The organism is Terrabacter aeriphilus, from assembly GCF_039542985.1.
Classification (GTDB): domain Bacteria; phylum Actinomycetota; class Actinomycetes; order Actinomycetales; family Dermatophilaceae; genus Terrabacter; species Terrabacter aeriphilus.
Genome location: NZ_BAABIW010000009.1, coordinates 230,826 through 243,531, shown reverse-complemented (window position 1 = coordinate 243,531; position 12,706 = coordinate 230,826). Strand labels below are relative to the sequence as shown.

The window sequence follows — 12,706 nt, the reverse complement described above, 5'->3', positions numbered from 1 at the left end:
GCCCACGCGAGCACCGCGTGGGCGCTGTTCATCCAAGGAGTGACAACAGTGACCGAGACTGCCGCTGGCTTCCTGACCCAGGAGGCCCATGACCGCCTCAAGGCGGAGCTCGACCAGCTGACGGGCGAAGGTCGCATCGAGATCGCGCGCAAGATCGAGGAGGCCCGGGAAGAGGGCGACCTCAAGGAGAACGGTGGCTACCACGCCGCCCGCGAGGAGCAGGGCAAGATGGAGGCCCGCATCCGCCAGCTCACCGAGCTGCTCCAGACCGCGACGATCGGCGAGACGCCCCCCGACGACGGTGTCGTCGAGCCCGGCATGCTCGTGACGGTCGAGATCTTCGGTGACGAGGAGACCTTCCTGCTCGGCAACCGTGAGATCGCCGACGGCTCCGACCTGCAGGTCTTCTCGGAGAAGTCCGCCATGGGCGCCGCCATCCACGGCAAGAGCGTGGGCGACAGCACGAGCTACGTGGCCCCCAACGGCAAGACGATCGACGTCAAGATCATCGCCGCCAAGCCCTACACCGGCTGAGCACCGCGGACCCCGACGAACGGGCCGGATCCCACCCGGGACCCGGCCCGTTCGCACGCCCCCACCTCAACCGTCGAAAGGCCACCTTTCGTGGCTTCCCCGCCGTCGAGAGGCCACCTTTCGTGGGTCCCCCACCGTCGAGAGGCCACCTTTCGTGGCTTCCCCGCCGTCGAAGGGCCATCCTTCGTGGGTTCCCCGCCGTCGAGAGGCCGAAGTTGGCGGGTCCCCGTCGTCGAGAGGCCGAAGTTGGCGGGTCCGCCCGACTAGGACCGCCGTCGCCGCGGTCGGGCGAACTGGGCGGGTGCGAAGAACTGGGGAGCCGCGGCCATGACGTCGAGCAGATGGGCGTTGACGCCCAGGACCCCGGCGAGCTCGCGGAGTTTCACCGCCCGTTCGTCGTGATCGAACACGTCGGCCGAGACGATGTCGACGACCGTCCAGTCCCCTCGCGCGATCCGGTCGCGGCGGAGACCGTCGTGCGTCCTGTCACGAGCGCGGGTGTGGAACTCGACGCCCTGGTACTCGCCGACGACGCGCTGCTCCTCCCAGACGAGGTCGCCGAACCCGAGCCACTCGCCCGTGCGGCTGAAGACCGGGAGGTTGTGCCGCGGCTCCGGTAGCCCGGCGCGAACCACCATGAGGCGACTGCGCGTCTCCATGGGTGACCACGCGCCCAGACGGATCCTCGGCAGGGCGAACGTCAGCGTCACCTTGCCCCGCGGACGCACCCGCGCCTCGACCGCTCGCTTGAGCGGCGCGATCGCTCCCAGCAGGTTCGCTGCAGCGTCACCCGCCACGATGAGGTCGTCGAGGCCCACGGGCCGGCCTGCCCCGACGTACTCCCCGAGGTCGGCCCACGTGTCCGCAGGACCCACGACCGGCAGGCCGTCCACCTCGACGACCTCACGCGACTCGAGACCGCGGTGTCCGACGACCTCGAAGCGCCGTACGCGGTTCGCCTCGGTGCGCGTGACGATGTGGAGGTGTGGGTCCTCATCGAGCGCGTACGGCAGCGGGATCCCCAGCAGCCGGGCCGCCGTCGCGTGCGCGAACGCGAACGGGAGGGGCGCCACGACGGCGAACGCGCACGCCCGCTCGTGCAGGGTCATGGGGATCTCGAGGGTGCGCACCCCCGGCGTGGGCGTCCACAGGTCGTCGGCACGCAGACGCGACGGTGTCACGCCTCTGCGGCGGGCCTCCGACGTCCGGAAGGGACGGGAGAGCAGGTCGGGTGGCAGGTCCTGGGCGTCCATGACCCGACGGTCCGGCGCCTCGTCTCACCGCGCGAGCCCCGAGTCGTCGCCTGTGCATCGCGCAGGTGCGCGCGCAGGGGGGTGTGGACAACGACCCCTCGACGGGTGGGGACCCACGAACGGTGGCCTCTCGACGGGTGGGGACCCACGAACGGTGGCCTCTCGACGGGTGGGGACCCACGAACGATGGCCTCTCGACGGGTGGGGACCCGCAAGAGGTGGCCTTTCGACGGTTCAGGGGGTGATCTGGGCGGCGACGGCGCGGGCGAGCTCGTGGGTGCGCTCGTCCGCCGCCAGCAGGCCTGCCGCGAAGAGCAGGTATGCCGTGTCGACCCCCGCGCGTGCCGCGCGGGGCACCTTCCAACCCCCCGCGTGGTCGGCGAGCACCGCGCCCAGCACGTGGTCGCGCGCGGCCCGGCCGCCGTGCCGGAGCACCCCACCGGAGCCCACGAGCGCCGTGACGTTGGCGAGCGGTCGCGGCGACTCGGTCGGCTGGGCCGGGCGGGCGTGGCGACGCACGGCGACGAGCGCCGCGAGGCGGGCCAGCTCGAGGTCCAGCCCGCGCTCGTCGTCGTCGACGGGGAGGGAGCCGGGGCGCTCGTGGACGCGGGCGGCATACGCCCTCAGCGCGTCGGCGTCGGGCACCGTGCCGAGCAGGTGCTCCGACTTCGCGGCCTCGACGACGTGCTCGGCGTTCCACCGCATGCCGAGGTCGCCCTCGACGGTGCGGGCGTGCCAGAGCGGCGCCACGACGTCCTTGCGCAGGCCGGCGTCCTCGCCCTCGGGCGTCAGGCACGAGTAGACGTCGGTCGTCGCACCGCCGATGTCGACGACCATGACGTCGCCACCGCCGGCGACCGAGGCGAGCACCTCGACGCCGCGCAGCACGACGTCGGGCGTCGCCGCCTCGACCATCGCGGCGAAGGCGGGGTCGCGCGAGAGGCCCTTGCCGCCGATGACGTGGCGCAGGAACGCCTCCCGGATCGCCGCTCGCGCCGACTCGGGGGCGATGACGCCGATCTGCGGCAGCACGTTGTCGGCGAGCACCGTGGGGCGGTCAGTCGTCGCGAGCGTCGCGGCCACCTCGTCGCGCACGTCGACGTTGCCGGCGACGACGACGGGGACGGCGCGCGAGCCGTGACCGCCCAGGGCGCTCTTGGCGAGCCGGGCGGCGTTGTGCAGCAGCACGGTTCCGTTGCCGCCGTCGGTGCCGCCGACGAGCAGCACGAGGTCGGGGCGGGCCGCGCGGACGGCCGCCACGTCGGACGTCGTCAACTCACCGGCGGCGACGTGCACGACCTTGGCCCCCGCCGACAGCCCGACCCGGTGGCCGGCCTGCGCCGTGACGCTCCGCTCGTAGCCGACGACGGCCAGCCGCAGGCCTCCCCCGGCGCTCGAGCAGGCCCGGACGACCGCGTCCTCGCCGACCTCGAGGGTGGTCCGCAGCGACCGGTAGCCGTCGAGGATGTCGCCCCGGCCCTGCGTGCCCGTCGTCGGGGTCGACGCCGTGCGCAGCACCGTGCCGTCGTCGGCGAGGACGGCGGCCTTGGTGAACGTCGAGCCGAAGTCGACGGCGAGGATCGTCATGAGCGGTGGTCGCGGTCCCGTGGCCGGCATCAGCCGTGGATGTCGAGCACCTCGCGCAGGTCGGCGATGAGGTCGTCGACGTCCTCGATGCCGACGGAGAGCCGGATGAGGTCGGCGGGCACCTCGAGCTCCGTGCCGGCGACGCTCGCGTGCGTCATCCGTCCCGGGTGCTCGATGAGCGACTCGACGCCGCCGAGCGACTCACCGAGGGTCCAGAGGCTGACGGCCGCGCAGGTCTTGACCGCGGCGTCCTCGCCCCGGCGCAGGCGGAAGCTCACCATGCCGCCGAACCGCTTCATCTGGCGTGCGGCGACGTCGTGGTTGGCGTGACCGGGAAGACCCGGGTAGAGCACCTGCGAGACGCCCTCGTGGCCCTCGAGGAACTCCACCACCTTCTCGGCGTTGTCGCAGTGCCGCTCCATGCGGATGCCGAGCGTCTTGAGGCCACGCAGCGTCAGCCACGAGTCGAAGGGCCCGGCGACGCCGCCGATGCTGTTCTGGTGGAAGGCGATCCGCTCCTCGGCATCTTCATAGCCGGGCACCGTGACGGTCTTGGCCGTCACGACCGCCCCGCCCACGACGTCGCTGTGGCCGCCGGAGTACTTCGTCGTCGAGTGCGTGACGATGTCGGCGCCCAGCGCGAGCGGGCTCTGGAGGTAGGCGGTCGCGAAGGTGTTGTCGACGACGAGCACCGCGCCCGCCTCGTGGGCGATCCCGGCGATCGCCTCGATGTCGGCGATGCCGAGCAGCGGGTTGGTCGGCGTCTCGACCCACACCATCTTCGTCTGACCCGGGCGGATCGCTGCACGGACGGCCTCGACGTCACCCATGTTCGCGATCGAGTGCTCGATGCCCTGGGGCCCCGCGACCTTGTTGAAGTAGCGGTAGGTGCCGCCGTAGGCGTCGTTCGGCACGACGACGTGGTCGCCCGGCACGAGGAGCGCCCGGGCGACGGTGTCCTGCCCGGCGAGGCCGGAGGCGAAGGCGAAGCCGCGGCTGCCGCCCTCGAGCGCGGCGATGCACTCCTCGAGCGCCGTGCGCGTCGGGTTGGCGCTGCGGCTGTACTCGTAGCCGCTGCGGAAGCCGCCGATGCCGTCCTGCTTGTACGTCGACACCTGGTAGATCGGGGTGACCACCGCGCCCGTGAGCGCGTCGGCCTCCTGGCCGGCGTGGATGGCGCGTGTGGAGAAACCGTGCTCGTCAGACATGCCCACGAGCCTATGCCCTGGCGCGCCGGAGTCCGCGGGCCCCCGGTGGCCTCGCGCCGCTCGTCTGCGATGCTGCCGTCGTGGCACCCGACTTCCACTACTCCAACCGCAGCGAGCGGCCCCGCGGGCCCGTGCTGTCGGCGCTCTCGGCGGTCTTCCCCGGCATCCGCGCCGTGCAGGATCAGGTGCAGCCGTATGCCGTCTGGTGGGAGGCGCACAACCGGCGCGCGCTCACGCAGCCGGGGCCGCTCTGGGTGGCCCTCGGCGACTCGATGACCCAGGGCATCGGTGCCAGCGCCCCCGACCGCGGGTGGGTCGGGCAGCTGAGCGGGCGCCTCACGGCACGCGGCTGGGACCACCGGCTCGTCAACCTCGGCGTCAACGGCGCGCGCGTCGAGGACGTGCTCGACCGCCAGCTCCCGACGCTCGAGGCCCTCACCACCCCACCGGTGCTCGTGACGGTCGTCATCGGCTCGAACGACGTCGTCGTGCGGCGCCACCGCCGCGGCCTCGTGGAGCGCTTCGAGCAGCTCCTCGACCGCCTTCCCGCGGGGGCCCTCGTCTCCAACCTGCCGAATCCGCACCGCGAGGCGCGCGCCGTCGACGCCATGCTGCGCGAGCGCGACGCCGCGGGGCGCCTCGTCCTCGTCGACATGCGCCACGACGGCCCGCGCTCGTGGCGCGGGCGACTGGCCTCGGACAAGTTCCACCCCAACGACCTCGGCTACGCCGACATGGCGAGCGTCGTGGAGCGCGCCGTCGACCGGGCGGACGTCGTCGACTGACGCCGCCGAACGCATACGGCCCGCGGGGCTGGTCGTGACGAGATGCCCTGCGGTGCAGCGGCGCTCAGTCGAGCGGGTCGAGGATGCGGTGGAGGAACTGGCGGGCGCGCTCGGTGCGCGGACGCGTCAGCACCTCCTCAGGGGTGCCGCGCTCGACGACGACCCCGCCGTCCATGAAGAGCACCTGATCGGCGACCTGCTGCGCGAAGCGGATCTCGTGGGTGACGACGACCATCGTCCAACCTTGCGCCGCAAGGTCCTTCATCGCGGTGAGCACCTCGCCGACAAGCTCGGGGTCGAGTGCGGAGGTCGGCTCGTCGAAGAGCATGAGCTGCGGGCGGATCGCCAGGGCACGGGCGATGCCGACGCGCTGCTGCTGCCCGCCGGAGAGCTGGTACGGGTAGGCGTCCGCCTTGTCGGCGATGCCGACGAGGCGCAGCAGCTCGCGCCCCTCCTCCTCGGCCGCTGCCCGGTCGCGTCGCTGCGCGAGCACCGGGCCGGCAGTGACGTTCTCGAGCACGGTGAGGTGCGGGAAGAGGTGGTGCGACTGGAACACCATGCCGCTCTGCGCCCGCAGCGTGGCCACCTCGGCCTTGCCGACGGGGCCGGCGAAGTCGACCTCGACGTCACCGATGCGCACGACCCCGGCGTCGGCGAGGTCGAGGGCGTTGAGCGAGCGGAGCACCGTCGTCTTGCCCGACCCGGACGGGCCGATGAGCACCGTGACGCTGCCCGTCATGACCTCGAAGTCGATGGAGCGGAGCACCTCGTGGTCGCCGAACGACTTGGCGAGCCCGGAGACCGAGACGAGGGAACGGCCCTGCGCTGCAGTCGAACCCGTGGGAGGCGTGGTGTCGGTCATGTGGCGACGTACCTGTTCTGTCGTTCCTCGAGGCGGGACTGGCCGAACGAGAGGGCGAGGCAGACGACCCAGTAGTAGACAGCGGCGACGCCGTAGAGGGCGAAGAACTGGTAGGTCGGCGCCGCGGCCTCCTGGGCCACGCGGAGCAGCTCGGTGACCTGGATCGTCGAGGCGAGCGAGGTGTCCTTGACGAGGGAGATGAGCGTGTTGGACAACGGCGGGATCGCGGTGCGGGCGGCCTGCGGCAGGACGACCCGCCGCAGGGTCGTGACGTAGCCCATCCCGACCGTCGAGGCGGCCTCCCACTGCCCCTTGGGGACGGACAGGATCGCCGACCGGATCACCTCGGCCGCGTAGCCCCCGACGTTGAGCGTGAACGCGAGGATCGCCGCCGGGAACGGGTCGAAGCGCACCCCCATCGCCGGGAGGCCGTAGTAGATGATGAAGAGCTGGAGCAGCAGCGGCGTGCCGCGGATGAGCGAGACGTAGACGCGCGCCACCCCGGAGACGACGCGCACCGACGAGAGCCGCATGAGCGCGACGCCGAGCGCCAGCGCGAGCCCGAGGACGAAGCTGACGAGGGTCAGCGGGATCGTCGAGGTCACGGTGGCGCGCAGCAGCGGCCCCAGCGAGTCGAGGATGAGCGAGACGGTCTGGTCGTTCACCGGTCGGTCACGAGGCGGTCGCGGCGGACGGCTTCACGGAGACGTCGGCCGAGAAGTACTTCTCGGAGATCTTCGCCAGCGTGCCGTCGGCCTTGAGGTCGGCGAGGGCCTTGTCGATCGCGGCGACGAGGTCGGAGCCCTTGCGCGTCGCGACGGCCTGCTCGGAGACGTCGCCGGTCTTGCCGGCGATCTTGACGCCCTGGTCACCGGTCGACCTCTGGTAGTCGAGCACGGCGAGGCTGTCGTTGACGGTCGCGTCGACGCGCTGCTGCTTGAGCAGGGTGATCGCCTGGGTGAAGCCCTCGACCGACTCGACCTGCGCTCCGGCGTCCTTGGCGACGGTGGCCCAGTTGCTCGTCAGGCTCTGCGCGGACTTCTTGCCCTTGAGCGACGCGAGCGAGGTGATCGAGCTCTCGTCGGCCCGGGTGGCGATGACGCCCTCCGACCACGTGTAGGTCGAGCTGAGGCCGTAGAGACCGGCGCGCTCGGGGTTCTTCGTCACCTGGTTGACGACGACGTCGTAGCGGTCGGCGGCGAGGCCGGCGAAGATCGCGTCCCACGGCGTCTCGACGTACTCGACCTTGACGCCGAGCTTGTCGGCGACGGCCTTGGCGACCTCGACGTCGTAGCCGGTGAGGGCGTTCGTCTTCGGGTCGTGGAAGGAGAACGGCGAGTACGTCCCCTCGGTGCCGACCCGGAGCACGCCGGCATCCTTGACCGACTGCAGGTCGGAGCCGCCTCCGGACCCGCTGCTGCAGGCGGTGAGGGCGACGGCGAGGATCGCGGCGAACAGGGCGGTGAGGACGGACCTCGAACGCATGGGAGCACTTCCTGGGAGGACGGACGGAACGGGACGGCCACCAGCCAAGATATAAGTCCCGCTTGGGACGGGCATAATCAGATGAGGCAGGGCCACGGGTGCCAACCGCGACGGCCCCGCGCACATTCCCCGCGGCTGCAACTGCGCCACGGCTCACTTACCGCTGGGTAGAGCGCCGGAACGCGACTGGAACTGCGCCACGGCGCACTTACCGCTGGGTAGAGCGCCGAAAGGCGGCTGCAACTGCGCCGTGGCGCGCTTGCAGCTGCGGCGTGACGCTCGGCCCGGCGCGTCCGGGCTCGCGGTCCGCTCAGCCGAGGCCGTGGTCGCGGGCCCAGAGGGCCGCGGACGTGCGGTCCCCCACGCCGATCTGGCGGAAGACGTTGCCGAGGTGCACCTTGACGGTGCGCTCACTGATGCCGAGGGTGCGCGCGATCTGCTTGTTGGCCAGGCCCTGCGCGACGTGCGAGAGCACCTCGCGCTCGCGCCCGCTGAGGGTCGGGCCGGGGGCCGACCGCGCGGAGGAGGGCAGCAGGGCGCCGGCCACGCGCGGGTCGAGCGGGGCGTGTCCGGCGGCGGCGGCCCGGACGGAGTCGAGCACGTCGGCCGGCTCGCTGTCCTTGAGCAGGTAGCCGATCGCGCCCGCCTCCACGGCGGCCCGCACCCGGTCGGCCTCGGCGAACGAGGTCAGCACGACGACGGGGGTGTGCAACCCGGCCGCCCGCAGGCGGTGCATCGCCTCGATGCCGTCGACGCCGGGCATCGACAGGTCGAGCAGCACGACGTCCGGGCTCGTCGCGGCGACGACGGTGACCGCCTCCGCGCCGTCGGCGGCCTCGCCGACGACCTCGAGGTCGTCGCTCGCGTCGAGGATCGTGCGCAGGCCGGCTCGCACGAGCCGGTGGTCGTCCACCACGACGACGGTGGTCATCGGTCCTCCTCGACGGGTAGGGCGAGCAGCCACGTCGTACCCCTGCCCGGGGCAGATCGTACGCGCAGCACGGCACCGACGTCGGTCGCGACGTCGGCGAGCACCCGGATGCCGAAGTGGCCCTCGGGGCCGGGCAGCACGGCAGCGGGGTCGAAACCCACCCCGTCGTCGTGCAGCACGAGCACGACCGGCCGCGCCGGGTCGTGGTCACCGTGGTCGTCGCCGTCGAAGACGTCGTCGAAGACCCGGTCCACGTCCTGGCCGAGGTCCTGCTCGAAGTCCTGCCCGAAGTCCTGCCCGACGTCGTGGTCGCGGTCGTCGACCCCACCCCGACCGAGGCGGATCGTCACGTGCCGCGCGTCGGCGTGGCGCACGACGTTGCGCAGCCCCTCGCGCACGACCCGGTGCGCCACCTGCTGGGCGGCCTCGCCGAGCCGGGCCGCCTCGTCCTCGTCGACCGACACGTCGACGTGGATGCCGCGGCCGGCGAGCGGGCGGGCGAGGTCCGAGACCGCGGCGGCCAGGCCGGCGTCGGCGAGGCGCGACGGGTAGAGGTCGACGAGGAGCGAGCGCAGGCTCGCGATGCTCGCCCGCACCGTCGAGCCGGCCTCGGCGATGTTCGCCGACAGGGCGGGTCGGCCGTCGGCGCGCGCGGCCTCGGCCGCACCGCTCACGACGAGCGAGCTCGCCACGAGGTCCTGCACCGGACCGTCGTGCAGGTCGGCGGCGATCCGGCGCCGCTCCCCCGCCGAGGCGTCGACCGCGCGGCGCAGCAGGCTCTCGCGCTGCGCCTGCGCGGCGCCGAGACGGTCGAGGAGGCGCCAGATGAGGGGGGCGAGGAGCACGAGGAGCAGGAGCAGGCTGCTCGTGAGCACCCCGGCCAGCCCGCGCCACAGGTCGAACGCGCGGGCGCTCACGGGCTCGTAGTCGCCGTACACCTCGAAGAGCAGCTCCGAGCCCGAGGGCGTCCACACCGGCCGGTAGACCTCGAGCAGCTTGCCGCCGTAGCGCTCGAACTCGTTCTCGGAACGGTCGAGGGCCGAGACCTCGGCGCGCGTCGTCGGCTTGGCCAGCGTCTCGCGCTGCTCGTCGCCGAGCGGGAAGCGCTGGCCGACGAGCCGGGACTCGTCGGCGTAGACGACGGTGCCGTCGGGCGTCCACAGCTTGACGCGGACGATGCCGTTGGGCAGCACCCGGGCGCGCACGACGCGGTCGAAGGCCGCGTATGCCGCCGCGTCGCCCGTGAGCAGCGCGTCCTCGAGCGCCGGCTGCACGACGGCGAGCGCGAGCAGGTTCGTCGTGTGGGCCGCATCGGTGACGGCCTCGCGCTCGGCGAGCCGGCTCGCGGCGAACGAGGTGCCGACGACGACGGTCACGATGACGACCGCGGCCGCCAGGCCGAGCTGCAGCAGGGTGCGGCGCCGGCTCGGCAGGGGCCGGGTCGGGGGCGGCACCACGCCGTCGGCCAGGGTCCACCACGCGGGGGGCGACGGGGGATCCTCTGGGCCGACGGCGGGGCGCCCGTCCGGGAGCGGGGGGTCTACCGGACGGGTGACCGCCACGCCCCCGGGGCGCAGAGCGCCGGGGTCGTGGTGGTCACTGCTCTGGTGGGACAGCACGTCAGTGGTCGTCCGATCCGGAGTCGTCGGAGCCGTGCCGCCCGGACGAGCCGGACGAGCCGGACGAGCCGGACGAGCCCGACCCGTGCCGGCCCGAGGACGAGCCGCTGGAGCCGGAGCTGCTCCGACGGTCGTCACCGGACTCGGTGCGGGTGGCCCGCGGCCGGTCCCCGCCGCGGTCGTCACCGGCCTCGGCGGTGCGCGTGGCCCGCGGTCGGTCGCTGCCGCTCCCGTGACCGCTGCCCTGCCCGCTGCCCTGCCCGCTGCCCTGCCCGCTGCCCTGCCCGCCGCCGTGGTCGTCACCGGCCTCCGTGGTGCCCGTGGCCCGCGGCCGGTCACCACCGTGGTCGTCACCGGCCTCCGTGGTGCCCGTGGCCCGTGGCCGGTCACCACCGTGGTCGTCGCCGGACTCGGCCGTCCGCGTCGGTGTCGGCGTGCCGGTGACCGGACCCGTCGCGGGGGTCGGGGTCGACGTGGCCCCGTCGGCGCCGACGACCTGGGCCGCGGCGGGCACGCGGGCGGGCACGCTCTCGGCGAAGGAGCTGTTGCCGAGCAGCCCGAGCGTCGCGGGTACGAGGGCGGCGACGGCGGCGACGGAGAGACTGAGGCGGCGCATCGGAGTGGCCTTTCGGTTCGGTCGGGGACGGGGCTGCTGGGTCGCGGGGGTGCTCGCGCGTCAGCCGGGGTAGGTCAGCGCCGCGCGGCACACGGCGCCGGTGGTGGGGTTGGTCGCGGTGGCGCGGATGACGTCGGAACCGGCGCGGTTGGCGATGAGCTTGCGCACCGTGAACGACCCGCTCGGCGCGACCGTGGTGGCGGTGCCGCGGTGCACGACGACGAGGTTGTCGCTCAGGACGACGTTCCAGCGCTGGCCGTTGCGGTTCGCGTCGACCTCGAACTCGACCTGGATGCGCGCGTCGTCCTGCTTCGCCTTGAGCTTCGCGGTGACGCCGGCGGAGCAGGTACCGGTCGCGCGGACCTCGAGGCCCTTGGCCGACGCGGCCGGGGCGAGGGCGACCGCGCCGGCCGTGGCGAGGCCGAGGGTGAGAACGGTGGTGGTGGCGGCGACGGTGCGGCGGATGCTCATGGTGACCTCCTGGTCGGATGCCGCGCCGGAGGATCCGGGCGGTCAGCGAGGTGCTGTGGTCCAACCGTGCCGCCGCAGGCCGGGCAGCCACCATCGGGCTTTGGTCCTAGTACCTGCCACGACGCGCAGCCGGCCCGCCGGGTTCACCCCAGCCGCGCGCCGCCGCCCACGCCGGACCCACCGGTCCCCTCGGCCCCACCGGTGATCTTCTGCCACTCGCGGCTGTAGCCGTCGACGGCGTAGCCGAGCCGGCGGTTGACGGCCAGCATGTGCTCGTTCGAGGCGGCGTTCCACGTGCGGACCGCCGTCACCTCGGGCAGCTCGTCCATGAGCCGCAGCGCGTTGGCCGCCTTGAGCCGCAGCCCGAGCCCGTGGCCGCGGTGCTCCGTGAGCACGAGGGTGTCCTGCTGGTAGCCGAGGCCCGGCTCACCGGCCGAGACCCCGACCGTCGTGAACCCGACGAGCCGTCCGCTGGGCACGTGCCGCGCCGCCGTCTCGACGGCCCGCCGACCGGAGGCGCGGGCGCGCGCGAGGCTGGCCCGCAGGCGCTCGACGTCCCAGTCCTCCTCCTCGAGGTCGAGGTCGTCGGAGGGCGCGTCGGTGCTCATCCGCTGCTGGAGGAGCGCACGGTCCTCGAGCCAGGCGTCCGGCATGTCGTCGACCCAGGACTCGAGGCGGTAGTCCTCGGCACCCGGCTCGGCGACGAGCGCCTCGAGGGCGGCGCGGTCGGCCGGGAGGGACTGCTCGCTGCGCAGCACCGTCTGGGCCACGACGAAGCCGCGCGCGGTGGCGAAGGCCTCGGCGGCGTCCGACCCGCCCTGCGCCCACTCGGTCTCGACGAGCAGCGTGCTCCGCCCGTGCTCGGCCGCGATGCGCTCGGCCTCGGCGACGAGCGCCGACCCCACCCCGCGTCCGCGCGCGGACGGCTCGACCGACAGCCAGAGGACGGCGCTGCGCAGGTTGTCGCGCAGAGGCAGGTGCACCTCGAGCGCACCGACGAGCCGGTCGCCCACCCACACGCCTCGGGCGACGCGCTTCTTGTCCGACCCGCGCACGAATCCCTGCACCTCCTCGAGGGTCCAGGCGCTCCCCCGGTCACCGAAGAGGTCACGTTGCACCGCCGCGTGGACCCCGACCCACGCACGGGCGACGTCCAGCTGGGCCGGGTCGAGCAGGTCGACGGGTCGGGTCTCGAGGTCTTCGCGCATGGGCGCAGTCTGTCGACCCGACCACCCCGGTGGCCACCGGTTTGTCCGCTGTGCCCCGCTCCCGGCATACGCGAGCGGTCACGAGCGTTACAGGGGGCGTACGACGCTCCCGGCAACAAGGATGTGACACTCGCATGGTGTTCGGTT

General features: G+C 73.3%; 13 protein-coding genes. 2 read left to right on the top strand and 11 right to left on the bottom strand.

All coding sequences use genetic code 11. The annotated features are described in order from the left end of the window. Positions 1 to 48 precede the first annotated feature (48 nt). The gene (greA, locus tag ABD979_RS06170; protein WP_345506569.1) at positions 49 to 534 is read left to right on the top strand and encodes a transcription elongation factor GreA; all 486 of its coding nucleotides are present in this window, start codon (positions 49 to 51) and stop codon (positions 532 to 534) included. 263 nt (positions 535 to 797) lie between these two features. Here greA and ABD979_RS06165 read toward each other — a convergent pair whose 3' ends face one another. From ABD979_RS06165 to ABD979_RS06155, 3 genes are all read right to left on the bottom strand, one after another. Beyond that, the gene (locus ABD979_RS06165; protein ID WP_345506568.1) at positions 798 to 1,787 is read right to left on the bottom strand and encodes a hypothetical protein; all 990 of its coding nucleotides are present in this window, start codon (positions 1,785 to 1,787) and stop codon (positions 798 to 800) included. 234 nt (positions 1,788 to 2,021) lie between these two features. Beyond that, a complete protein-coding gene (locus ABD979_RS06160; RefSeq protein WP_345506567.1) occupies positions 2,022 to 3,404 on the bottom strand; it encodes a glutamate mutase L in 1,383 nt (460 codons plus the stop codon). After that, positions 3,404 to 4,582, bottom strand: a complete 1,179-nt coding sequence (locus tag ABD979_RS06155; protein ID WP_345506566.1) for a cystathionine gamma-synthase — start codon at positions 4,580 to 4,582, stop codon at positions 3,404 to 3,406. The genes ABD979_RS06160 and ABD979_RS06155 overlap by 1 nt, the downstream gene beginning before the upstream one ends. An 80-nt stretch (positions 4,583 to 4,662) precedes the next feature. On the opposite strand from ABD979_RS06155, the gene ABD979_RS06150 reads away from it, so the two are divergent. Next, complete coding sequence (locus ABD979_RS06150) at positions 4,663 to 5,367, top strand: SGNH/GDSL hydrolase family protein (RefSeq protein ID WP_345506565.1); 705 nt, start codon at positions 4,663 to 4,665, stop codon at positions 5,365 to 5,367. A 64-nt stretch (positions 5,368 to 5,431) separates the two neighbouring features. On the opposite strand, the gene ABD979_RS06145 is transcribed toward ABD979_RS06150, so the two are convergent. The 8 genes from ABD979_RS06145 to ABD979_RS06110 form a co-directional block, all read right to left on the bottom strand. Continuing rightward, the gene (locus ABD979_RS06145) at positions 5,432 to 6,229 is read right to left on the bottom strand and encodes an amino acid ABC transporter ATP-binding protein (RefSeq protein ID WP_345506564.1); all 798 of its coding nucleotides are present in this window, start codon (positions 6,227 to 6,229) and stop codon (positions 5,432 to 5,434) included. After that, positions 6,226 to 6,894: an amino acid ABC transporter permease gene (locus ABD979_RS06140; protein ID WP_345506563.1), complete on the bottom strand. Its 669-nt coding sequence runs from the start codon at positions 6,892 to 6,894 to the stop codon at positions 6,226 to 6,228. Before ABD979_RS06140 ends, ABD979_RS06145 begins: the two co-directional genes overlap by 4 nt. Before the next feature lie 7 nt (positions 6,895 to 6,901). Next, on the bottom strand, positions 6,902 to 7,714 hold the full coding sequence (locus ABD979_RS06135; RefSeq protein ID WP_345506562.1) for an amino acid ABC transporter substrate-binding protein: 813 nt from the start codon (positions 7,712 to 7,714) through the stop codon (positions 6,902 to 6,904). A gap of 310 nt (positions 7,715 to 8,024) precedes the next feature. After that, positions 8,025 to 8,645, bottom strand: a complete 621-nt coding sequence (locus ABD979_RS06130; RefSeq protein WP_345506561.1) for a response regulator — start codon at positions 8,643 to 8,645, stop codon at positions 8,025 to 8,027. Further along, the gene (locus tag ABD979_RS06125) at positions 8,642 to 10,099 is read right to left on the bottom strand and encodes a sensor histidine kinase (protein ID WP_345506560.1); all 1,458 of its coding nucleotides are present in this window, start codon (positions 10,097 to 10,099) and stop codon (positions 8,642 to 8,644) included. Before ABD979_RS06125 ends, ABD979_RS06130 begins: the two co-directional genes overlap by 4 nt. 166 nt (positions 10,100 to 10,265) lie before the next feature. Next, positions 10,266 to 10,880 (bottom strand): hypothetical protein, encoded by a 615-nt coding sequence (locus ABD979_RS06120; RefSeq protein WP_345506559.1) that lies wholly within the window; start codon positions 10,878 to 10,880, stop codon positions 10,266 to 10,268. 60 nt (positions 10,881 to 10,940) lie between these two features. After that, the gene (locus tag ABD979_RS06115) at positions 10,941 to 11,351 is read right to left on the bottom strand and encodes a hypothetical protein (RefSeq protein ID WP_345506558.1); all 411 of its coding nucleotides are present in this window, start codon (positions 11,349 to 11,351) and stop codon (positions 10,941 to 10,943) included. A 143-nt stretch (positions 11,352 to 11,494) separates the two neighbouring features. Then, entirely contained in the window at positions 11,495 to 12,559 is a 1,065-nt protein-coding gene (locus tag ABD979_RS06110; RefSeq protein ID WP_345506557.1) for a GNAT family N-acetyltransferase, read from the bottom strand. Positions 12,560 to 12,706 lie beyond the last annotated feature (147 nt).

Bases quoted from the DNA above. Each gene is read 5' to 3' on its own strand.
- ABD979_RS06160 (WP_345506567.1), bottom strand. From the start codon at position 3,404: ATGCCGGCCACGGGACCGCGACCACCGCTCATGACGATCCTCGCCGTC.
- ABD979_RS06120 (WP_345506559.1), bottom strand. From the start codon at position 10,880: ATGCGCCGCCTCAGTCTCTCCGTCGCCGCCGTCGCCGCCCTCGTACCC.
- ABD979_RS06145 (WP_345506564.1), bottom strand. From the start codon at position 6,229: ATGACCGACACCACGCCTCCCACGGGTTCGACTGCAGCGCAGGGCCGT.
- ABD979_RS06110 (WP_345506557.1), bottom strand. From the start codon at position 12,559: ATGCGCGAAGACCTCGAGACCCGACCCGTCGACCTGCTCGACCCGGCC.
- ABD979_RS06155 (WP_345506566.1), bottom strand. From the start codon at position 4,582: ATGTCTGACGAGCACGGTTTCTCCACACGCGCCATCCACGCCGGCCAG.
- ABD979_RS06135 (WP_345506562.1), bottom strand. From the start codon at position 7,714: ATGCGTTCGAGGTCCGTCCTCACCGCCCTGTTCGCCGCGATCCTCGCC.
- ABD979_RS06130 (WP_345506561.1), bottom strand. From the start codon at position 8,645: ATGACCACCGTCGTCGTGGTGGACGACCACCGGCTCGTGCGAGCCGGC.
- ABD979_RS06115 (WP_345506558.1), bottom strand. From the start codon at position 11,351: ATGAGCATCCGCCGCACCGTCGCCGCCACCACCACCGTTCTCACCCTC.
- ABD979_RS06165 (WP_345506568.1), bottom strand. From the start codon at position 1,787: ATGGACGCCCAGGACCTGCCACCCGACCTGCTCTCCCGTCCCTTCCGG.